This is a genomic window from Aquimarina mytili (genome assembly GCF_016735115.1).
GTDB classification, from domain to species: Bacteria; Bacteroidota; Bacteroidia; order Flavobacteriales; family Flavobacteriaceae; genus Aquimarina; species Aquimarina mytili.
Genome location: NZ_JAERQJ010000002.1, coordinates 385,075 through 407,517, shown reverse-complemented (window position 1 = coordinate 407,517; position 22,443 = coordinate 385,075). Strand labels below are relative to the sequence as shown.

Sequence of the window (22,443 nt, the reverse complement as noted above, 5' to 3'; positions counted from 1 at the left end):
AAATTTTACACAATAACATGATAAAAACCATCTTTTATGAAACGACTCATACTAAACTCGCTTAAAAAATATTTTTTAAAGATTCCTAAAAGATATACCAAGAATCATACTCAGTTTGATCAGGGGCAAACTCAAGAGTTAATAAGTTCTATAGAAAAGAACTATCTGGATAGAGGAGATACTAAAAAACAATTAACCAAAGCCGCTTATCAAGATGCTATTCAAGGGCAGTTAATGGGAAGGCTTAATTATAACAGAAATCGTATTATTCCGTGGTTGGATAAGGTGAAACCATTAAGTGAATGCAGTATTTTAGAAATAGGATGTGGTACAGGGATATCTACCTTAGCCTTGACAGAACAAGGAGCTAAAGTAACCGGAATAGATATTGATGGAGGAGCTTTAAAAGTTGCAGAAGATAGATTGAAATTAGCTAATATGGAAGCTAATTTTTTAGAGCTTAATGCCAATCAGATTGAAGAAAAGTTTAAAGACGAACATTTTGACTTTGTCATTTTTTATGCTTCTCTAGAGCATATGACAATAAGTGAAAGAATAGAATCTCTCAAACAAGCGTGGGGAATTTTAAAGAAAGGGTCCTTTTTAACGGTTATAGAAACTCCAAATAGATTGTGGTATTTTGATTCACATACTGCAGCATTACCATTTTATGACTGGTTACCAGATGATTTAGCTTTTTATTACTCTAAATTTTCTATACGAGATAACTTTAAAGACCTATATAGAGAATTAGATGATGATCAAATGAACAAGTTTTTAAGATGGGGAAGAGGTATGAGCTACCACGAGTTTGAAGTTGCAATACAGCCTTTAAAACAAATTAATGTAATAAGCAGTCTGGCGCAGTTTGAAAAATCTCATTTCCTAAAATACGGATTTAAAGGAGTTCGATATACAAAATTCTTAAGGAGTTGTAAAAAGGGGTTAGCCAAAGGATTTTGTTATCCATATCTAGATATAATAATTAAAAAGGATTAATCAGATCAATTTTGGATTCTAAAAAAATACTCTATATAACCAATAATATATCCGGATCAGGAGGATTGGAACGAGTGCTATCTATAAAGGCTAGTTATTTAGCCGATATTTTAGATTATGAAGTGCACATCATGACTCTTAATCAGGGAGATGACCCCTTCTTTTACAACTTCAGCCCCAAAATTAAACACCATGATATTGCCGTAGTACGTAATCCTATACAATATATAAAAGCGTATAGAAAAGGAATTAGAAGAGTGGCAAAGCAAGTTAATCCTGATATAATTTGTGTATGTGATGATGGCATTAAAGGTTTTTTTGTTCCAAAAATCTTAAAAACATCTTGTCCTGTGATTTATGAAAGACATGTGTCTAAATTAATTGCCGATGAGGTTTGGAAACCTAGCCTAAAGAAAAAGATAATTACGGCTACCAAATATATGTTAATGAACTATGGAGCTAAAAGTTTTGATGCATTTGTAGTATTAACTAACGGCAATTTACAAGAGTGGGATCTGAAAAACATAAAAGTAATTTCTAACCCTTTATCTTTCTTTCCTAAAGAGATTGCGGCATTAGAGAATAAAAAAATTATTGCAGTAGGAAAACAATGCGGGCAAAAAGGATATGATCGCCTGTTATTGAGTTGGAAGGAAGTAGTAAAAAAGCACCCAGATTGGAGTATAGAAATTTATGGAGCTTCTAATCCAGATCATGATTTTGAAAAATTATCCAGAGAATTAGATGTTGATGATAGTGTTCGATTTTGTGCTCCTGTAAAGAATATTAAAGACAAGTTTTTGGAGTCTTCAATACATGTATTGGCTTCAAGATTTGAAGGTTTTGGTATGGTGATTATAGAAGCGATGTCTTGTGGGGTGCCTTCGGTATCTTATGATTGTCCTCATGGGCCATCAGATATCATTTCCCATCAAGAGGATGGAGTTTTGGTCAATAATGGGGATATAGAAGCTTTTAGTGAAGCTTTGATCAATTTGATAGAAGATAAAGAAAAAAGAATTGCTATGGGGGTAGCAGCAAAAGAAAATGTAAAAAGATACTTACCGGAAAATATTGTACCACAGTGGGATGAGCTATTTAAATCATTAATAGAAGATTAAGTATGTTATTAAGTATAATTATACCGGTTTATAATACAGAAAGTTTTATCGAAAGATGCATACGATCTGTAGTTAACCAAATAAAGCAGTATAATGATATTGAGTTAGTGGTAATAGATGATGGTTCGACAGATAGTAGCTATACAATATTAGAAAACCTTAAAGCCGAATATAAAAATATAAAGCTTTTTAGGCATAAAAACCATGGAGTTGGATACACGCGCAATGTAGGGCTAGAAAAGTCGGAAGGCGAATATATATGGTTTATTGATTCAGATGATTACATTGATCAGGGATTTATTCAAAAAATTCATGAAACTCTAAAAAATCAAGCACCCGATATGGTTTTGTTTGGTTATAAAAGAGTTACTCCAGAGGGCGATCAAGTTTCTATACTAAAATACGAGGATAACGAATTGACTCTGAGTGATATCATCAATAAATCCATTTATAGTAATTCGGTGTGCTGTAAAGCCATTAAAACAGACATTATTAAATCTAATAAAATACGCTTCGACCTGGGTGTAATTACAGCAGAAGATTTTGATTTTAGCTTTAGATCACTTTATTTTTCTGAAAAAATAATTACAATCAGTGATGTTGGGTATAACTATGTAGTCAATGATAATTCGGTTAGTAATAAAAGATCCAAGGATCATCTGGAGAAATTGGCTATAGATACAGTAAAAGTAACTGAAAATATTGATTTTTTTCTAAACCTTAATGAAACAGATTTTCCAGGTAAAAAAGAAGCTTTTAAACCCTGGATAGATAATTTCTTATATGGACTTATGTTTAGTCTTTTTAGGTTTAAGTATAATATTCGATTTATAGGCGAAATTGTTGGATTGTTAAAACGAAATAAACACTATCCGATTTCAACCGACAAAATGAATAAAAAAAAGAGATTGTTTATGAAAGTAGCCAATCGTAAGCATCTTTTTTTATTAGCATGTAGGGTAAAAAGAATAGTAGGATAATATCACATGTTTTTAGTAACTAAAATTTTGAGTCTAAAAACAATATAATACACATGAAGAAGATTGTTATTTTAACAGATCAGATTTGCAAAATAGGAGGGATCACGAGCCTAATATACCTTAAAGGTAATTATTGGGTAACGCATGATCATCATGAGGTTCATGTCATTACCACAGAACAGCAAGGTAAAGAACCATATTATCCTATGAACAGTGAAATAAAGCTTCACGATCTTGACGTTAATTACAATCGATTTGCAAGTTATTTTAGTCCTAAAAATTTAATAAAAATTTTTAAAAACCTTATTCGATTACAATCTCAATTGAATAAAACAAAACCTGATATAGTAATTGTTGCTAACCATATACCGGTTACATTCTTTTTTCCTTTATTATTCACAAAAGCGAAATTTTTAAAAGAATTTCATTTTTCAAAATTTTATCTCTCCAGGCGTAAAAAAACTCTATTCCGTAGATTTGAAAGTTACTTAGAATCAAAATTTGATTTTTTAGTTGTGTTGAACCCAGAAGAAAGGGCATTTTATGAATATGATAATGTAGTTACTATTTCTAATCCTATTCAGGTAAACATGGAGACAGAACCAGTCTATACCCATAGAAAAAATATCGCAATGGCCGCGGGCCGTATATCTGGCGTAAAACGATTTGATGTTCTTATAGATATATGGAGTAAGTTTATTGAAGAAAAGAAGGATTGGAAATTAGAAATTTATGGAGATGGAGAACAAGAAGATATTGATTTACTAAAACAAAAAATAGTGTCATTAAACCTGTCAGACTATGTAGAAATTAAAGGTTCTACGAATACGATAACAGAGAAAATGAGTTCTTATGGTCTCTATCTTATGACTTCGGCTGCAGAATGTTTTCCTATGGTACTTTTAGAAGCTCAATCTTGTGGTTTACCGATTGTTTCTTATGATTGCCCAACAGGACCAAGAAATATAGTAACACATAACCATGATGGGATTCTGGTAGAGATGGATAATCAAGATGCATTTGTAAAAGAATTGGTGGATATAACAGCAAATGAATCTCGTAGAATAGAGCTAGCAAAAAATGGTTTTGTGAACGCAAAAAAATATACCCTGGATGTAATAATGGACATTTGGGATAAAGAAATTATAAATAAAAAAGAAATATGATGAGGATATTTTATTTAATACATCAGTTACTATTTCTACCCCATATGCTTCTTTATATAAGTAGCAAAAATAAGAATCTTATAAGAGAAGATTTGTATTGCAAAGATGTGATACCAAATTCATCTTTTAAAGTTGCTTTTGATTTAACCAGGCGTTTGTCTCAAAGTAAATATTTTAGAACACTTTTCTACTTCAGAACGGCTGGTCTTTTTAGTAATATACTTAGAGTCTTTTATCCTCGCGATAATCGATTTACGATTGATATGCATACTAAAATTGATGGAGGAGTAATTCTTGCCCATCCCTATAGTTCAATAATTAATGCTAAACAAATTGGTAAAAATCTATATATTAATCAATTGGTTACTGTAGGAGAAAAAGAAGGGGACAAACCAACCATTGGCGATAATGTAAAATTATATACAAACTGCACAATAATAGGAGATATTACTATTGGTGATAATTGTATTATTGGTGCCGGTGCAGTAGTAACTAAAAGTATTCCTAAGAACTCTGTAGCGGTAGGTAATCCTGCCAAAGTGATTAAGACAATTGAAGTTGTCGAAAGGTCGCAAGAAAATGAAGTGCAATAGATTAGGTTTTAATAATTAATGAATATCAAATATGCTTTTTAATTCTATAGAGTTTTTCTTATTTCTTCCAATAGTATTTTGTCTGTATTGGTTTGTAATTAATAAAAATTTGAAGCTTCAAAATTTTTTATTGCTTACTGCAAGTTATGTGTTTTACGGATGGTGGGATTGGCGTTTTCTTTCATTAATTTTATTAAGTACCATAGTCGATTATTTTGTAGGGTTACAAATTCATAAAGAAGAAAACACAAAAAAAAGAAAAAGATGGTTATGGTTATCAATGGGCTTTAACCTTAGCTTATTAGGCTTTTTTAAATACTTTAATTTTTTCATTACCTCCTTTATTGACGCTTTTAATACCGTAGGGTATGAAATGGATTATTTTTCTTTAAGCATAATACTTCCGGTCGGAATATCATTTTATACATTTCAGACCATGTCGTATTCTTTAGATATTAGTAAGAGGCGATTAGAGCCTACTAAGGATTTTGTGGCTTTTGCTACATTTGTAGCCTTTTTTCCACAACTTGTTGCAGGACCTATAGAAAGAGCTTCAAACTTATTACCACAGTTTTTTAGTAAACGAAAATTTAACTACGAAACCGCCGTAGATGGTGGTCGACAGATGCTTTGGGGACTTTTTAAGAAAATTGTAATAGCCGATAACTGCGCTCCTTATGTGAATACCATTTTTGAAAACTATGGTGATCAGTCTAGCGGAACCTTAATTTTAGGAGTTGTCGTTTTCGCTTTTCAGATTTATGCAGATTTTAGTGGTTATACAGATATTGCAATCGGAGTGGCTAAACTATTTGGGTTTAATTTTAAACGTAACTTTAACTACCCTTACTTTTCAGTGAATATATCAGATTTCTGGAAAAGATGGCATATATCATTATCTAGTTGGCTTAATGATTATGTCTTTACGCCATTGGCTGTTGATTTAAGAAATTATAAGAAATATGGCATTTTTGCGGCCGTTTTTATTACTTTCTTACTCTCAGGGTTATGGCATGGTGCCGGATGGAATTTTATCGTTTGGGGTGGATTGCATGGGTTATTTTATATACCTGTGATTTTTTCTAAAAAGAGATTTACCGCAATCTCTACAAGTAAAGGAATAAAGAATACAAATTCGTTAAAAGATCTTCATAGAATGATTTTTACTTTTGGTATGGTATGTTTGACTTATATCTTTTTTAGAGCACAAAGTTTATCACATGCTATTGATTATATAACCACCATTTTTAAAGGCCTGTTTACTAGTAATGTGTTTGATATTGCGCTGCCTAATATTGTTCTTTTGGGGTTAATTCCTTTATTAATTTTATGCGAGTGGGTTCAGCGTAATGAAGAACATGGGTTATCGATCTCCAAAATCAATTTTCCGATAGCAAGAGGTTTAATATATACATTTCTATTTGCTTTAATTCTTTTGTTTGGGGCATCGCCAGCACCGTTTATTTATTTTCAATTTTAAGGAAGTATGAAAAAATTTCTTTTAAAAACCGCAATTTATTTTTCTACTTGTTTTATAATCACGAGTGTTATTCTTATTTATTTTGGTGGATATGTAGACTTTTTTTATACAAAATTTACAACTCCAAAAGCCAAATCCATGATTATTGGTGGATCAAGAAGTATGCAAGGGTTACAGCCTCAAATACTTGATAAGGAACTTGAAAACATAGGATTAGATCTGCCATTTTTTAATTATAGTTTTACCGTTTCTCAGGCTCCAATCGGATCGCATTACAATAAAAGCATCTTTAAGAAATTAGACCCTAATACAAAAAATGGAGTATTTATTATATCAATTACACCTTGGATGTTGGCGAACGAAATGCCAAAAGATGGAGGAGAAGAAATTTTTAGAGAAGCGGATCAGCCACCACATAATATGATCAATGTATCGATGAATCCTAATTATGAATATTTTCTTAAAAATCTCAGTTACTTTCATTTTAAAGGAATTTTCAGGCAAAATTCAAAAATGCATAAAGACGGTTGGTTAGAGCAACGATACTTTCCAGAAGATAACGCAACTTTTTTGAGCTGGAAAAAGACTCAAAAGGATATGCTTTTGCGATTTGTAGATGATTATCAAATATCTCAAAAACGCTTAAAAAGCTTAGAAGAGTTACTTATATCCCTTAAAAACCATGGGAAGGTTTTTATTGTAAGAACTCCAATTGATAATGACTTTTTAGAAATAGAAAACACATTTTTTACTGATTTTGATTTGTATATAGGGGATTTGTGTAAAAAATATGACGCAAACTATTTTAATTTTAATAACGGAACATCTAAAGAGAATTTTAAAACGTATGATGGTCATCATTTAGATAAAAACGGGAGTAAATATTTTAGTAAAATAGTATGCGATTCGATAAAATCGGTATTAAAATCATAAGCATTTAAGTGTAACAGTACATATGGAACCAATTTTAAGTTTTAGAGAACTACAGAAAGAGGCAAAAAAAGTAGATACGAATGCAAGAGAAATAAAAGTCGCGGTTTTAGGTAATCATACGACTACTTTTTTTTCTAAAGCGTTAAAAAATCAGCTTACGGTTGCGGGATTTGAAACGCAAATATATGAGTCAGATTATGATCAAATAGATATTACTATAATTGATGCACAATCTGGTCTTTATGAGTTTGATCCAGAGGTTATCGTTATTTTTGAATCAGCATTAAAACTTAAAGATAAGTTTTATGCCTTAGATGACAACCAAGGCAGAACTCAATTCTATAATGATGTTAATGATTCTGTTAAAAATAGAATATCGCTTATCAGAGCAAATAATTCTAAAGCAAAGATTATTTACTTTACGTATGAGTTATTAGATGACCATTTATATGGAAATTTATTCTCTAAAATACCACATAGTTTTTATAAGCAATTGTGGAAGATCAATAATAGCATATTAAATCTTTCCGAAGAAGAGCAGGGTTTCTATGTGTTTGAGATTAATAAATATCTTCAAGGTACATCTGGTTATAGAGATTGGCCGGCATATATTAATTCTGATCTGCATTATTCAATAGATACTTTTGCGGTATTAACCTATCATGTTACTCAGTTTGTAAAGGCACTAAAAGGTAATTTTAAAAAGTGCTTGATTTTGGATCTTGACAATACGACTTGGGGTGGTATTATTGGTGATGATGGTATCGAAAATATACAGGTGGGATCATTAGGCATTGGAAAAGCCTTTTCAAGGCTACAAAAATGGGCCAAAGAACTTAAAGAACGAGGTATAATTTTAGCCATTTGCTCTAAAAACACAGAAGAAGTAGCAAAAGAACCTTTTGAAAAGCATAGCGAAATGATTCTAAGGCTAAAAGATATATCTGTGTTTGTCGCGAACTGGAAGAATAAGGCTGATAATATACGATACATTCAGGAGGTTTTAAATATAGGTTTTGATTCTATGGTATTTATTGATGATAACCCCGCCGAACGGGATATTGTAAGACAGAGCCTTCCTGAAGTTACGGTTCCCGAATTACCAGAAGATCCAGCTTTGTATTTACCGTATTTAACAAGTTTAAATTTATTTGAAACGGCTTCATATTCTGATAATGATAAAGATCGAACAGTACAATATCAGCAAGAAGCAGAACGTAAAAAATTAATATCTTCTGTAACTAATATGGATGATTACCTAAAATCTTTAGAGATGGAGGGGGTGATAGAAAATTTTGAAGAAAAAGACGTTTCCAGAATAGCACAACTAACTCAAAGATCTAATCAGTTTAATCTTAGAACGCAGCGATATACAGAGAATGATATTAAAGAATTTATGACTTCAGAAAATCATTTAACGTACTCGGTAAAATTGAAAGATAAGTTTGGGGATTATGGATTAATTTCAGTAATCATCTTAGAAAAAAAAGAAGACAATTCATTTTTTGTAGATACCTGGATCATGAGTTGCAGAGTATTAAAACGCGGAGTAGAATATTATGCTATGAATAAAATTGTTGCTGATGTTGTTGATCGTGGAGCAGAAATCATTGTTGGTGAATATTTAGAAACGCCAAAAAATAAGTTAGTTTCTGATTTGCTTGAAAAATTATCTTTCGAATCAACCGGCGCAAAAAATATATATCAACTTAATCGTACAAATTATAAACCTTTTAATAATTACATATCATGAATGACGTTCATAACGAATTGACATCACTTTTTCGTGAAGTATTAGAAAATGATGACATTGTTCTCACCAACGAAACCACTGCAAATGATATAGATGAGTGGGATTCTATCAACCATATTTATTTAGTTGTAGAGATTGAAAAGCATTTTGGTATTAAATTTACCAGTGCTCAAATCCTTGAATGGAAAAATGTTGGAGAAATGTTAGACGCAATAAAAGAGAAAAAACAATAGAGTGCATTAAATTAGTAACCGCTAGTAATATCTAAAGTAATATATAGTGTTTGATTTCATACCCGTAATAAAGTATTTTGATGTGTATATTAATATATGCCTGGGTATAGTTGCGTTTACGTTATTACACACTTATATGTTATCATTACATGACCAGAAAAACGTTACATTCATCAACGGGATGGGTTATGTTCTCTTATTTTTTATTGTTGTTTATATGGGTTTCAGGCCGATTAGTTATCTATTTGGTGATATGGGGAACTATGACATACAATATAAGAATTATGCTAGCGGGGCACCTGCCAATACGGATAAGGATATAGCGTTCAATATCTTTATGAAATTTTGCTCCTCAGTGATGAGTGCAAAATTTTTCTTTGCTTCTTGTGCATTGATTTATATATATCCAATGTATAGAGTTTCTATTTCTTTTTTTAAAGAATATTGGTACTATAGTTTTTTACTACTTGTTATTTCATTTTCGTTTTGGACATATGGAGTTAATGGAATGAGAAACGGAATGGCAACCTCAATTTTTTTATTGGGACTATCATATCATAAAAGAGTACCAGTAATGGTCGCATTTATGGTATTAGCAACATTGGTGCACCAAACAGTAATGCTGCCTGCATTAGCCTATGCACTGGCGTATTTTTATAATAGACCTAAAACGTATATTATAGGATGGTTTATTGCGATTCCTTTGTCATTAGCACTTGGTGGATTTTGGGAATCACTGTTTGGTAGTCTTGGGTTTGCCGAGGAGCGTTTGGGCGGATATTTATCAGAGAATACCAGTGGTGAATCGTATGGGAAAACGGGGTTCCGATGGGATTTTTTAATCTATAGTGCAGGGGCAGTATATGCAGGGTGGTATTTTATTTTTAAGCGGAAGTATGAAGATGTTTTATACCATCAGTTATTTAATGTATATGTAATCTGTAATGCCTTTTGGATACTAGTAATTCGTGCTAATTTTTCTAATCGATTTGCATATTTATCTTGGTTTATGATGGCCCTTGTGATTATCTATCCATTTCTAAAGCAACAATTTTTTAAAAATCAACATGTAGCTATTGGTAGGGTAGTACTGGGGTATTTTGGATTTACCTACTTTATGTATTTGATTTATTATAGTTAACAAAATTATACAAAATGAAGACCTTAACTGTTTTTACACCAAGTTATAATCGGGCATATTGCTTAGGGAATTGTTATGATAGTCTGGTACGACAGACAAATAATGATTTTATATGGTTGATTATTGATGATGGCTCTTCTGATGATACTAAAAAAGTAGTTGAAGGATGGGTTGCAGAAGGTAAAATCCAGATACAGTATCATTATCAAAAAAATCAAGGGATGCATGGTGCACACAATACAGCCTATGATTTGATTGAAACCGAATTAAACGTTTGTATTGATTCTGATGATTATATGCCTGATGATGCAGTAGAAAAAATTATTTCTTTCTGGAAAACCAATGGATCAGATCAATATGCCGGAATGGTAGGACTTGATGCCGATGTGAACGGAAAGATAATAGGTACAAAAATTCCTGATACATTGAAAAAAACAACAATGTATGATTTATATAATATTCATCATGCTCAGGGTGATAAAAAGCTGGTTTATAGAACAGAAGTTGTGAAAAAATATCCCAAATATCCTCTTTTTGAAGGCGAAAGATTTGTACCCCTTGGGTACCTCTATCAATTAATTGATCAGGATTATCAACTTTTGACTTTAAACGAAGTATTATGTATTGTAGAGTATATGCCAGATGGTTCTAGTATGAATATGCTAAAACAATACAGAAGACATCCAAATGGATTCGCATTCTCGAGAAAAAATAGAATGCGTTTGGCAAAAACGTTTAAAGATAAATTTAAGAATGCAATTCATTATGTATCCAGCTCTATCTTTATTAAGAATGGGAAGTTTATTCAGGAATCTCCAAGGAAATTGATTACCATTATGGCTATTCCATTTGGGGTAGCATTGAATTTATACATACGATTAAAAACAAAAAATCAAGTCTAGTACATGATCAGAATTTTACAAGTTTTTACAATTATGGGACGTGGAGGGGCAGAATCAATGATCATGAACTACTATCGTAACCTTGATAGAGAAAAAGTTCAATTTGATTTTTTGGTACACCGCCAAGAAAAAGGCGCCTTTGATGAAGAAATCGAAAGTTTGGGAGGAGTGATCTATAGATTGTCTACAATTAATCCATTTTTTCCAGCAAACTATTATAAAGAATTAAGAGCCTTTTTTAAAGAGCATAACGAGTATACCGTTGTTCATTCTCACCTTAATACATTTACCAGTTTTGTACTCAAAATTGCTGAAGAATATAAAATTCCATATCGAATTGCCCATGCTCATACTGCAACAGAACAGATAAAACTTAAAGACTTATTACATCCTAAAAGTGCAAAAGAAGCCCTTAAAAAATCGGTTAAATTTAGACTTAAGAAACGCATTCATAATCATACTACACATTATTTTTCCTGTGGAGAAAAAGCAGGGAACTGGTTATTTGGAGCCGAGCAACCTTTTAAAATAATGAATAATGCCATTGACGCAGAAAAGTTTGCATACAATACAGAAATATCTGAAAAATATAAGAAAGAAAATAGTTTAGAGGATCAACTTGTTATTGGACATATCGGAAATTTTACAGATCCCAAAAACCATACATATTTACTTAAGGTTTTTCAAAAGACACTTCAGAAAAAAGAGGATTGTAGTTTAGTGCTTATTGGGGATGGACCATTACGTAAAACTATCGAAAATGAAGCTAAGCAGCTCGCTATCGATCATAAAGTACACTTTTTAGGTTTGAGAAGTGATATTCCTGGTCTTTGTCAAATGCTGGATATTTTTGTTTTTCCTTCATTATATGAAGGATTACCGGTTACCTTAATTGAAGCACAAGCCGCCGGACTTAAAATCTTTGCTTCAGATACCATAACAAATGAAGTACATATTACGGATGATATTTCTTTTCTTTCAATAGAAGATGCTCCTTCTGTATGGGCAGATAAAATTTTGGAAGCCCATAAGTATAAAAGAGCAAATAATTTTGATAAAATTAAAGAACATGGATACGATATTAAATCTGGTGTCAAGGCTTTTGAAGATTTTTATATATCACTAACTTCTAATTAAATATGGGAAATATTAAAGAACAAATTTATTCAAAGTCACCCCATTTTATCCAAAATTGGATAGTTTCTCTATATAACATCCTGGCCTACAGAAAAAGGTATTCTAAAAAGTATATTGGCTTTTTAAACCATTATAAAAAGAATAGTACATTATCTCTCGAGGAGTTAAAAAATGTTCAGAAAGAAAAGTATAAAAGATTTATTACTTATGTACAGGATAAATCATCATACTATAAAACCTCTCTTTCTGGTATAGAATCTCCAGATGATCTTACTAATATTACAAAACTACCTATAGTCGATAAGGAAGTTTTAAGACAAAATATAAAGGATGTATATACCATAAAAAAAAGCGAGGGAGGGGTTTCTAAAACTGGAGGGACTACCGGTAAGTCTCTTGAAGTAGTATTTACTTTCGATGATATTGAAGAACGATTTGCGATACTTGATAATTTTAGAAATAGCTTTGGATACAAATTAGGGAAAAAAACGGCCTGGTTTAGTGGTAAAAGCCTTCTGAGTAATCGTGATATTAAGAAAAACAGGTTTTGGAAAACGGACCACTTTTATAATGTACGATATTACTCAACATTTCATATTCATAATAAATACCTGGAGTATTACGTAAGGGATTTGATAAAGTATGCACCCGAGTATATGGTTGGTTTTCCTTCTACTATGTATGAAATTGCTAAGTATGGTATGGCGAATAATATTGATTTTCCTGCCGGAACCATAAAAGCTATATTTCCTACTGCCGAGACTATTACAGATGATATTCGTACTGTGCTTGAAGGCTATTTTAAGACCAACTTATATAATCAGTATGCTTCTTCGGAAGGGGCGCCTTTTATATTAGAATGTAAAAACAAGAAATTACACTTAGAACTACAAAGTGGTGTCTTTGAAGTTTTTGATGACAATTTTAACCCTTCTCAAAAAGGAAGATTGGTGATTACTTCTTTTAATACTCATGGCACACCACTTATACGATATGATATAGGGGATCAAATTGAATTAAGTGATGAAACCTGTACTTGTGGCAATAATAATCCATTAGTTAAAGAAATTTTAGGCCGAATATCTGATTACATTTATTCTGAAGAAATTGGTAAAATTAACTTAGGCAATATTTCTAATAGTCTTAAAGGTGTAAAGGGGATTGTAAAGTTCCAAATTCAACAAGATATCGTAGAGGAGATCGTTGTACTGATTGAAAAAGATGAAAAAGAATATACTGCTAAGTATGAAGAAATTTTTCTTAAGAATCTTAGGGATAGAGTTGGGCATAAAATGAAGATAATATTGAAATATGTTGATGAAATTCCTGTAGAGAAAAGTGGTAAGTTTAGAATCGTTAAGAACTCTTTAAAAGATGTTTAAGGGGAGTAATTGATAATAAAAATACTCCAAGTGACGTATTTTTAGAACAATACCGTTTATATCCTTAGATAATACTTCTTTTTAACTATTGCAATAACTTTTTGAGTTGCATATTCATTTTTTTAGAAAAGAATTCTGCACCTTTTTGATTGAGATGATCATTGTTATAAAAAAGAGATTTATCCTCACCGCCGTCAGAAAAATCCCAGTGTTGAATATTATGCTTTTCTGTTAAGTATTGGGCATCTTTCTTATTTTGATTTACATATTCTTTGATTAAATGCGGATAGATGTCAGTATACATTGGTAATGTAAATAGGATAGGAGTAATGTCCTTTTTTTTGAGTTGAGTTATAAAATCATCTAAATCTGCAAGGTTTTCTTCTCGTTCAATAGAGTTTTGTACTTCTCTATTAAAATAATTCGCTTTTTTCTTTATACCAGCGGGAGTAAAAGAATTTGCAACGCTTCCGTAATGCGGCATAAAACCTTTTATAACTTCTTCACTGTGGCTTCGTGTATCTTTAAACTGTTCAAGCAATTTATCTTTTACTATTGAGACCGCAATTCTAGGTGTATACCCTAACCAAAAATGTGATATATCATTCCAAAACTCGGTCTTGTCTTTATATTTAATATCATAATCATAATATAACCAAGTATCACGAATCCCCTGGCTCGAAAAATATAAAGAGTGCTGATCAAAGCTAATCAATACATATTTCAAGTTTTTTAAACTATCAATATGTTTCAATGTAATTCGTTTATCAAAATATAAGGATTGATTACCAGCGGCCATATTATAAGCCTCTAAATCAAACTGTCTTGGATCTACGCCATTATACGCATGAGAATTACCCAGAGCCAATATCTCTATAGTATTATAATTAGCCGATAAACCTGTGATTTTTTGTTTGTATTCAGTATTCATTGTTCTTAGGTATATCTCGAATACCAGTGTTACAACGGCTAACGGAATTATAAAAATCAGTAATGTTTTAAAAAATCGTTTCATTTTACTTAAAATTGAAAGTAAATAAATTCTTGTTGCTGTCCTCCAAACAAAAATATCACAGCAATAAGCAGGTAATAAAAAGCAAACCGAACCAATCGTGGCATTTTTGTATTTTCAAATTCTAAAGCATGTTCTTTATCTCGTTGCAACCATTCTATAATTACAAATACAATAATGAAAAATATAACTTGCACTGGAAAAAATTCGGGCATCTGAAATAGAGAAGCCGAAAAAATCTCAGATAAATACACAAAAGCATGTGTTATATTTTCTGCCCTAAAAAATACCCATGCTATTGTGGTAAGCGAAAATGTAATAAAGATCTGTAAGATCTCTTTTACATTGGCAAAAACTCTATTTTTTGCTACAATATCGGTGTTAACCCGGTTTTTATTTAATAACATCAGCGGCAGAAAATATAGGGCATTCAAAAATCCCCAAACAATAAATGTCCAGTTGGCACCATGCCAAAATCCACTTACAATAAATATAATAAATGTATTTCTGATTTTCATCCAGGTGCCTCCTCGACTACCTCCTAATGGGATATACAAGTAATCTCTAAACCATGTTGATAAAGAAATGTGCCATCTACGCCAAAACTCTGCAATATCTCTTGAGAAATATGGAAAAGCAAAATTTCGCATAAGGTTAAAACCAAATAATCTTGAGGTACCTATAGCGATATCTGAATATCCTGAAAAATCTCCATAAATCTGAAAAGCAAAGAATACGGCTCCTAATACCAGTGTGCTTCCCGAATAGTCAGCTGAACTATCAAATATGATATTTGCAAACTTAGCAGCATTATCTGCAATCACAATTTTTTTGAATAATCCCCATAATATTTGTCGAAGGCCATCAACAGCTTTATTGTATTCAAATTTTCTTTGGGTATAGAATTGTGGTAAGAGATTGGTAGCTCTCTCTATTGGTCCCGCAACTAACTGAGGGAAGAAACTCACAAAAGCAAAGAAAGCTACTACATCTTTGGTAGGTTCTAATTTCTTTTTATAAACATCAATCGTATAACTTAAAGTTTGAAACGTATAAAAACTTATCCCTACAGGTAAAATTATATGCAATCGTTCGGCAGATATACTTTGTCCAAAAAAGGTAAAGGCATCTATAAAACTTTCTAAGAAAAAATTGTAGTATTTAAAGAATCCCAAAAACCCAATATTTACCAAAATACTGCTGGTTAAGAGTAATTTTCTAGTACTTGTTTTTTCTGTTTTTGACAAGAAAACCCCAATCAAAAAATCTATTGTTGAACTAAAGATAATAAGGGATAGAAACCGCCAATCCCACCAGCCATAAAAAACATAACTAGCCAACAATATGAGAAAGTTTTGAGATCTTAGTTTTTTATGAACTACAAACCAGTATAGGATAAAAACTACCGGTAAGAATATTAAAAATTCTAAAGAATTAAATAACATTGTTAAGTGTTAAAATTTAAAGTAAAAAGAAGTGGGGGCTTTTAAATAAGTGCCAAATATACATTTTATTTATGTACAAAAATAAGTAGGAATGAAAATAGGGGTAAATTCCCCTAATATAATTAAGAGGAGGGGTTTCATGTAACTTTTGTTACCAGTATACAATAATGTGATCACAAAAAAAGGGATGCTTATGAGCATCCCTTTTTTAAATTATAATTAAATCGTTCGTACGATGATTTATTATCTCGATCCACAAGTGTTACCTGTATCAGCGCCGATTGCATTTGCATTTGTTGAATCATCTTTGATACATTCAAAAGATCCAGAAGGAACCGATATACTGTTTCCAGTTATCGATATTTCAGAATTTACTTCGCTTAAACGAACACCATGACTAGGAGATACAATATCGTTAGTTGCTAATGATATTTTAGAAGCATTGATTAATTGTAATCCTCCTTGAGAATCATTATTCTGGAAAGTAACACCATTAGTTTTTGAGAATACAGAACTTACAGGCGTACGGAACATATTATTATCTACCATTACATTAAAATTCTCTTCTCCAGCTCCTTGATTAAGCTCTACAAAGTATAGGTGATTACCTTGTACAGAGATATCATTCCCCATGATAGTTACATTATCAGCAGTAGTAAGCTGTGCAGAAACTCCTTTACTTGATGTTTTACTACTTGTGATTTTGTTTCCATTAATCGTCATATTCGTAGCATTCTTGATTTGGATACCACTAATACATTCGTTAATGATGTTATTGTTAATTTTTACATCATCGTTAAACGCTGCAATAGCTACACCATATCCAGAGAATGTATTACCCGATACCTCGTTATTAAATACCGTTGGACCTTCTCCTCCTGCTATCAATGCCGGTGACCCTGCAGATTGCTCTGATGCTGTAAAAGTATTGTTGATGATCTTGGTATTGTTTGTTGTCGAGTATACTACTTTACTCTCCATATTATTATTTTCAATCGTTACCGTTTCTCCAATCGAAACTGTAATCCCACCAATTCTACTACCACGCTCTGTATTATTTCTAATGATGATATCATATGCTCGTTCCCAATAAATAAGTTCATTAGTTACTTCATCTCTTCTTCTTAATGCTTCTATATTGATAGCATATCCTACCGTAGAACCGTCTGATAATTCTCTGTGACGTCCTGTATTAACAAATGTATTATTTTCTATAAGGATGTCATGTCCATCAGTGATCGATAAACTCATTCTTCTACTTTCTTCTACAAGACAGTTTTTAATTACAATATCACGAGATGCGATATAATGAGGTTCATATGTAAACCCAATTGAGTTGATATTCATAGATCCGGCAGACCCCATTCTCATGGTTACGCCATCAACAACCACATTACGTGCACCATGAAGCATTAATAAAAATTGCCCTTCTTCTGCGTCTGGTCTTGAATATACGTGCTGATCACGATCTCCCCATAGGTTACCTCCAATAATATTTACATTTTCTACATCTCTGGCAGCTAATAATACTCCAGACCCTCTATTGGTAGGAATTACTCTTAGGTTTGTATTTTCGGTCATTATTAATGTAAAATCTGAAGGTACATTAATAGCTTCAACACTTGGGTAAAAGTTTTGATTACTAGTTGTACTCGTTACTCTACTTACATCAAAAAAGGCATCTAATCTATTTATCTGAACCGTGTTTCCTTTTAATGTCTTAATAAATTCAAATGTATCTTCTAAGATTGCTACATTTTTTTGTGCTTGATCTTCGTTAGTTTGTCCTTCTACAAGATCCCAACGTACGGCATAAAATGTAAACTTAGGATCTTTAAGTTCTACTTCTCCTTCAATATCAAGTTTAGAACTTAATAATCTTCCATCGATTTTACCTCCGGCAAATATCAATTTACCATTAATGATATCACCACCAGCAAAATCAAATATTACATTAGCCGGTAAGGTTACTGTTTCACCATTAAGGTCTAAAAGACAGTCTATAACAACTGTTTCATTGGCGCTAACGCCAGCTAGGTCAAAACCACACGGTGTTGTAATTACATTTTCTGGAGTATCAGGTATAATAACTTCTGATCCATCTGTAATTTCTTGTGGAACTAAATCTCCAACGCTTTCGCTGCTACAGGAGAAAATAAAAACTGATAAAATAAAAAGTAAGGGAAAAATTAAATTTTTCATTTGGGGGAATTATTTTTTGGGTTATTTATGCATCATTTAACGTAGGGTTATCCGATAAATTGTGCAAAAAACACGTTGAAAGTGTTAAAAATGTGTTAAAAAAAAGTTAACTATCAGATATGTAGGGTTTTATACTTGTCAAAACAATCATTTTTCAAAACTTTCCTCTAAAAATACTATTTTATTTGTTCCCGATTAATAATAAATATTTAAACATAAAAAAGAAACTTAAAATTAAAGTTTTCAAACCTACACATATACCTATATTTGTACCCGTTTATAATTTGCGCTCAAATTTTACAATTCTGTTTACATGAAAAAGATCATACGGGTTACAACCGTACCCATATCACTAGGTGGATTATTACAGGGACAACTAAAATTTATGTCTCAACATTATGAGATTATTGGAGTTTCAAGCCGTGGAGGAGATATATTAGAATATGTTTCAGAAAAAGAAGAGGTGAAAGTTATCCCGGTTGAAATGACCCGTAAGATTACACCATTTCATGATTTGAGAGCATTGTACCAATTGTACAAAATCTTTAGAAAAGAAAAACCCGATATTGTACATAGTCATACACCTAAAGCCGGTACATTATCTATGATGGCGGCTAGATTGGCAGGTATTCCTCACAGATTACACACCATAGCGGGTTTACCACTTCTAGAGGCAAAGGGGATTAAGAGAGTGATTTTGGATACCGTAGAAAAAATTACGTACTCTTGCGCGACCATGATTTATCCTAATTCTTTTGTACTTAAGGATATTATTGTAGAAAATAAATATACCATAGAGAATAAACTGAAGGTAATTGCTAAAGGAAGCTCTAATGGTATAGATACGTCATATTTTGATCCAGCACTTTATTCGCCTGAAGATAATCTTGTTTTTAGAAAGCAATATGGTATTAAGGCATCCGATTTTGTTTTTACGTATGTAGGAAGATTGGTTACTGATAAAGGAGTTAATGAATTGATTAAAAGTTTTAAGCTAATCAATCAAGAGTATGATCATGTAAAATTATTGCTGGTAGGACCATATGAAAAAGATTTGGATCCCGTTTTACCCGAAACTGAAGCAGAAATCAATACGAATCCAAATATTATTGCAGCAGGATGGCAAAACGATGTTAGGCCTTTTTTTGCAATTTCTGATGCTTTAACTTTTCCCAGTTATAGAGAAGGGTTTCCTAATGTGGTTATGCAAGCAGGTTCAATGGGGTTACCTAGTATTGTAACCAATATTAATGGTTGTAATGAAATTGTAGAACATATGGTTAATGGTATCATTATTCCTGTAAAAGATCATATGGCATTGTATGAAAATATGAAGAGTTTCTTAGAGGATAAAGAATTATTTTCAAAGTTATCAGAGAAGACCAGAACTATGATCGTTGATAGATATGAACGGCGATATGTATGGAATTCTTTATTAGAAGAATACAAAACAATAACCAAATAAGTAACTTGAGACTGTTAAAATCAATCAAACTATAAAACCATGTATGCACTTTTTGTTAAACGAGTTCTTGATTTTAGTTTGGCATTGATTCTTTTGCTTATTTTATTTCCTATTTTCTTTATTATTACTATTTTCCTGGCTATTGCTAATAAAGGAAAACCATTTTTTGTTCAAAAACGTCCTGGTAAGCATGAAAAGATTTTTAGTATCGTTAAGTTTAAAACAATGAATGATCTTATCGATGAAAAGGGCGAATTATTACCGGACAAAGATAGACTAACCGCTGTTGGAAGTTTTGTTAGAAAAACATCTTTAGATGAGTTACCACAACTGTTTAATGTGATAAAAGGGGAGATGAGTTTTATTGGTCCAAGACCATTATTAATACGATACTTACCATATTATAAAGAAAATGAGAGAGCCAGACATTCAATACGCCCGGGAATTACTGGTTTAGCGCAGGTATCTGGTAGAAATCTTCTTAATTGGGATGACAGACTTGCTCTGGATGTAGAGTATGTAAACAACCTTTCTTTTGTATTGGATCTTAAAATTATTTTAAAAACAATTCAGAGTGTAATCACTTCAAAAGATGTTGTTGTTGACCCTCAATCAGTAATGATCAATTTGGATGATGCACGACCTCGTAGAGACCGTGCCTAAATCTTAATTTTTCATGATCACATAATTACCGATCACCAGTCCATCTAATCCTGTAGAAAAGAAACAGCGCACAGCATCTGTTGGTGATTCTACTACAGGTTCTCCTTGAATATTAAAACTTGTATTTAAAACAACAGGTACTCCTGTTTTATCCCCTAATTTTTTAATAACATTGTAGTATCTGGGATGAAGGTCTTTGCCTACAGTTTGTAATCGCGCACTTCCGTCTACATGAGTTACAGCAGGAATGATACTTTGTTTATCTTCAAGAACATTACACACTTTTAGCATAAAAGGAGCTTCGACTTCAAGATCAAAGAATTCATTTTTGGCTTCTACAATTGCTGAGGGAGCAAATGGCCTGTAGGCTTCTCTAAATTTTACTTCAGCATTGATTTTATCTTTCATATCTGGAAAAGCAGGATTTGCCAAAATGCTTCTGCTTCCAAGCGCCCTGGGGCCAATTTCCATGGTGCCTTGAAACCAACCTATGATATTGCCTTGTTCTAGTAATGTTGCAGCTTTTTCGCAAATATCTTCGTGATATTCATAGGATAATTTAGCACCTTTTAAAACTTTTTCAATTTCTTCGTTTGTATAGCTCGTTCCTACATAAGGATCCAGGTGGACAAAGTTTCTTGGTTTATTCAGAATCCCATTATAAAGATAATATGCAGCTCCTAAAGCGGTGCCATTATCTCCGGCCGCAGGCATCACATACACATCTTTAAATTTACTTTCTCTTACTATTCTTCCGTTCATTACACTATTAAGTGATACTCCACCAGAGATCACTAAATAATCAGCTTTAGTCTTATCGTGCAAAATATCGCAGATTTCAAGAACTTTGTCTTCTAAAACTCTTTGAAAAGCCGCGGCAACATCCATATGGTGTTTTTTGAAGTCTTCTCCATGTTTACGTGGCTCTCCAAAAATCTTAAAAAATTTAGGAGAACAACGTTTCCAGCTCATATTTTGGTAGTTAAAATAACTAAGATCAAAATGTAATTGTCCATTTTTATCGACTGTAATAATTTTTTCTACTTCATCTTTAAAAACACTTGGATCACCCATAGGAGCGAGTCCCATTGTTTTTCCCTCGTCATAGCTAGTCCTGAATCCACAAAATTGAGTGACTGCTTCATAAAAAGACCCTAATGAATGTGGGAAAAAGCTTTGGTTCAGGCATTTTACCTCATTTCCTTTTCCGTATCCTAACCAACTGGTGGCCCATTCTCCAGATCCATCAATTCCTAATAAAGCAGCTTCTTCATAAGGTGATACAAAAAATGATCCTGGGGCATGACTAAAGTGATGTGGAATCAAATGAACCTGAGGTCCTTCTTTTTTACTGTTCCAATGATATTTAAACCAATTCCAAAACCCTTTTTGTTTGTTATATGCATGTACAAACTCATGATTAATAAAGGGTTTGAAACTCTTTAAATTTTTAGCGCAATGAACTAATTTTTTACCTAAATTATGAGAAGGCTTAATAGAAATTGCAATATGATCAATATCATTATAGTTTAGTTTTGCAATTTTTAGACAGCGATCTATTGCCATTTGAGGAAAAACCCTTGTGTGTTTATCCCTGTTAAGACGTTCTTCTTCTATTGCTGCTATTAATTTACCATCAACAACTATACAAGCTGTAGAATCATGAAAGTAGTAGTTTAACCCTAATATTACCATTATTTGTTTATTTCCTGATCAATTATGTTATTGTTAAGTGTATTTTGATGTAATATAATACTGGGGGAGTGATTTTTACAATTCACTTTTTAAAGATGAATTTTAAAAGGCGTAAATATATACATAAAAGCCATAATTTTA

At 32.1% G+C, this 22,443-nt stretch carries 19 protein-coding genes; 15 read left to right on the top strand and 4 right to left on the bottom strand.

From position 1 onward, the window contains the following. Positions 1–36 precede the first annotated feature (36 nt). From JJQ60_RS06660 to JJQ60_RS06600, 13 genes are all read left to right on the top strand, one after another. The gene (locus JJQ60_RS06660) at positions 37–999 is read left to right on the top strand and encodes a class I SAM-dependent methyltransferase (protein WP_201917939.1); all 963 of its coding nucleotides are present in this window, start codon (positions 37–39) and stop codon (positions 997–999) included. A gap of 11 nt (positions 1,000–1,010) precedes the next feature. Next, a complete protein-coding gene (locus tag JJQ60_RS06655) occupies positions 1,011–2,120 on the top strand; it encodes a glycosyltransferase family 4 protein (protein WP_201917938.1) in 1,110 nt (369 codons plus the stop codon). A 2-nt stretch (positions 2,121–2,122) separates the two neighbouring features. Further along, positions 2,123–3,100 (top strand): glycosyltransferase family 2 protein, encoded by a 978-nt coding sequence (locus JJQ60_RS06650; RefSeq protein WP_201917937.1) that lies wholly within the window; start codon positions 2,123–2,125, stop codon positions 3,098–3,100. 53 nt (positions 3,101–3,153) lie between these two features. Continuing rightward, a complete protein-coding gene (locus JJQ60_RS06645) occupies positions 3,154–4,266 on the top strand; it encodes a glycosyltransferase family 4 protein (RefSeq protein WP_201917935.1) in 1,113 nt (370 codons plus the stop codon). Continuing rightward, the gene (locus JJQ60_RS22270) at positions 4,263–4,859 is read left to right on the top strand and encodes a serine acetyltransferase (RefSeq protein ID WP_236669064.1); all 597 of its coding nucleotides are present in this window, start codon (positions 4,263–4,265) and stop codon (positions 4,857–4,859) included. Before JJQ60_RS06645 ends, JJQ60_RS22270 begins: the two co-directional genes overlap by 4 nt. A 109-nt stretch (positions 4,860–4,968) precedes the next feature. Beyond that, entirely contained in the window at positions 4,969–6,339 is a 1,371-nt protein-coding gene (locus JJQ60_RS06635; RefSeq protein WP_317193999.1) for an MBOAT family O-acyltransferase, read from the top strand. A 6-nt stretch (positions 6,340–6,345) separates the two neighbouring features. Further along, the gene (locus tag JJQ60_RS06630; protein ID WP_201917930.1) at positions 6,346–7,272 is read left to right on the top strand and encodes a hypothetical protein; all 927 of its coding nucleotides are present in this window, start codon (positions 6,346–6,348) and stop codon (positions 7,270–7,272) included. 22 nt (positions 7,273–7,294) lie between these two features. After that, entirely contained in the window at positions 7,295–9,025 is a 1,731-nt protein-coding gene (locus tag JJQ60_RS06625) for an HAD-IIIC family phosphatase (RefSeq protein ID WP_201917928.1), read from the top strand. Next, positions 9,022–9,258 (top strand): acyl carrier protein, encoded by a 237-nt coding sequence (locus JJQ60_RS06620; protein ID WP_201917926.1) that lies wholly within the window; start codon positions 9,022–9,024, stop codon positions 9,256–9,258. Before JJQ60_RS06625 ends, JJQ60_RS06620 begins: the two co-directional genes overlap by 4 nt. Before the next feature lie 136 nt (positions 9,259–9,394). Continuing rightward, positions 9,395–10,399 (top strand): EpsG family protein, encoded by a 1,005-nt coding sequence (locus tag JJQ60_RS06615; RefSeq protein WP_236669056.1) that lies wholly within the window; start codon positions 9,395–9,397, stop codon positions 10,397–10,399. A 14-nt stretch (positions 10,400–10,413) separates the two neighbouring features. Then, complete coding sequence (locus JJQ60_RS06610) at positions 10,414–11,301, top strand: glycosyltransferase family 2 protein (protein ID WP_201917921.1); 888 nt, start codon at positions 10,414–10,416, stop codon at positions 11,299–11,301. A gap of 3 nt (positions 11,302–11,304) precedes the next feature. Then, a complete protein-coding gene (locus JJQ60_RS06605) occupies positions 11,305–12,438 on the top strand; it encodes a glycosyltransferase family 1 protein (RefSeq protein ID WP_201917919.1) in 1,134 nt (377 codons plus the stop codon). 2 nt (positions 12,439–12,440) lie between these two features. Next, a complete protein-coding gene (locus JJQ60_RS06600) occupies positions 12,441–13,820 on the top strand; it encodes a phenylacetate--CoA ligase family protein (protein WP_236669055.1) in 1,380 nt (459 codons plus the stop codon). A gap of 85 nt (positions 13,821–13,905) precedes the next feature. On the opposite strand, the gene JJQ60_RS06595 is transcribed toward JJQ60_RS06600, so the two are convergent. From JJQ60_RS06595 to JJQ60_RS06585, 3 genes are all read right to left on the bottom strand, one after another. After that, complete coding sequence (locus tag JJQ60_RS06595; protein ID WP_201917917.1) at positions 13,906–14,835, bottom strand: hypothetical protein; 930 nt, start codon at positions 14,833–14,835, stop codon at positions 13,906–13,908. 5 nt (positions 14,836–14,840) lie between these two features. Beyond that, a complete protein-coding gene (locus tag JJQ60_RS06590) occupies positions 14,841–16,277 on the bottom strand; it encodes an MBOAT family O-acyltransferase (protein WP_201917915.1) in 1,437 nt (478 codons plus the stop codon). Positions 16,278–16,520: 243 nt separating this feature from the next. Beyond that, positions 16,521–18,479, bottom strand: coding sequence for a right-handed parallel beta-helix repeat-containing protein (locus JJQ60_RS06585; protein ID WP_201917913.1), 1,959 nt, complete (start codon positions 18,477–18,479; stop codon positions 16,521–16,523). Between the two features lie 313 nt (positions 18,480–18,792). Here JJQ60_RS06585 and JJQ60_RS06580 point away from each other — a divergent pair, with 313 nt between their 5' ends. After that, positions 18,793–19,944, top strand: coding sequence for a glycosyltransferase family 4 protein (locus tag JJQ60_RS06580; protein WP_201917911.1), 1,152 nt, complete (start codon positions 18,793–18,795; stop codon positions 19,942–19,944). Positions 19,945–19,983: 39 nt separating this feature from the next. Further along, positions 19,984–20,607, top strand: a complete 624-nt coding sequence (locus JJQ60_RS06575) for a sugar transferase (protein WP_201917909.1) — start codon at positions 19,984–19,986, stop codon at positions 20,605–20,607. 3 nt (positions 20,608–20,610) lie between these two features. On the opposite strand, the gene JJQ60_RS06570 is transcribed toward JJQ60_RS06575, so the two are convergent. After that, positions 20,611–22,302 carry a carbamoyltransferase family protein gene (locus tag JJQ60_RS06570; protein WP_201917908.1) on the bottom strand — a complete coding sequence of 564 codons (1,692 nt, stop codon included), beginning with the start codon at positions 22,300–22,302 and terminating at the stop codon, positions 20,611–20,613. Between the last annotated feature and the right edge of the window lie 141 nt (positions 22,303–22,443).

Excerpts from the sequence above, each read along its gene's own strand:
- JJQ60_RS06660 (WP_201917939.1), top strand. The coding sequence starts at position 37 with ATGAAACGACTCATACTAAACTCGCTTAAAAAATATTTTTTAAAGATT.
- JJQ60_RS06650 (WP_201917937.1), top strand. The coding sequence starts at position 2,123 with ATGTTATTAAGTATAATTATACCGGTTTATAATACAGAAAGTTTTATC.
- JJQ60_RS06645 (WP_201917935.1), top strand. The coding sequence starts at position 3,154 with ATGAAGAAGATTGTTATTTTAACAGATCAGATTTGCAAAATAGGAGGG.
- JJQ60_RS22270 (WP_236669064.1), top strand. The coding sequence starts at position 4,263 with ATGATGAGGATATTTTATTTAATACATCAGTTACTATTTCTACCCCAT.
- JJQ60_RS06630 (WP_201917930.1), top strand. The coding sequence starts at position 6,346 with ATGAAAAAATTTCTTTTAAAAACCGCAATTTATTTTTCTACTTGTTTT.
- JJQ60_RS06625 (WP_201917928.1), top strand. The coding sequence starts at position 7,295 with ATGGAACCAATTTTAAGTTTTAGAGAACTACAGAAAGAGGCAAAAAAA.
- JJQ60_RS06620 (WP_201917926.1), top strand. The coding sequence starts at position 9,022 with ATGAATGACGTTCATAACGAATTGACATCACTTTTTCGTGAAGTATTA.
- JJQ60_RS06615 (WP_236669056.1), top strand. The coding sequence starts at position 9,395 with ATGTTATCATTACATGACCAGAAAAACGTTACATTCATCAACGGGATG.
- JJQ60_RS06610 (WP_201917921.1), top strand. The coding sequence starts at position 10,414 with ATGAAGACCTTAACTGTTTTTACACCAAGTTATAATCGGGCATATTGC.
- JJQ60_RS06605 (WP_201917919.1), top strand. The coding sequence starts at position 11,305 with ATGATCAGAATTTTACAAGTTTTTACAATTATGGGACGTGGAGGGGCA.
- JJQ60_RS06600 (WP_236669055.1), top strand. The coding sequence starts at position 12,441 with ATGGGAAATATTAAAGAACAAATTTATTCAAAGTCACCCCATTTTATC.
- JJQ60_RS06595 (WP_201917917.1), bottom strand. The coding sequence starts at position 14,835 with ATGAAACGATTTTTTAAAACATTACTGATTTTTATAATTCCGTTAGCC.
- JJQ60_RS06590 (WP_201917915.1), bottom strand. The coding sequence starts at position 16,277 with ATGTTATTTAATTCTTTAGAATTTTTAATATTCTTACCGGTAGTTTTT.
- JJQ60_RS06585 (WP_201917913.1), bottom strand. The coding sequence starts at position 18,479 with ATGAAAAATTTAATTTTTCCCTTACTTTTTATTTTATCAGTTTTTATT.
- JJQ60_RS06580 (WP_201917911.1), top strand. The coding sequence starts at position 18,793 with ATGAAAAAGATCATACGGGTTACAACCGTACCCATATCACTAGGTGGA.
- JJQ60_RS06575 (WP_201917909.1), top strand. The coding sequence starts at position 19,984 with ATGTATGCACTTTTTGTTAAACGAGTTCTTGATTTTAGTTTGGCATTG.
- JJQ60_RS06570 (WP_201917908.1), bottom strand. The coding sequence starts at position 22,302 with ATGGTAATATTAGGGTTAAACTACTACTTTCATGATTCTACAGCTTGT.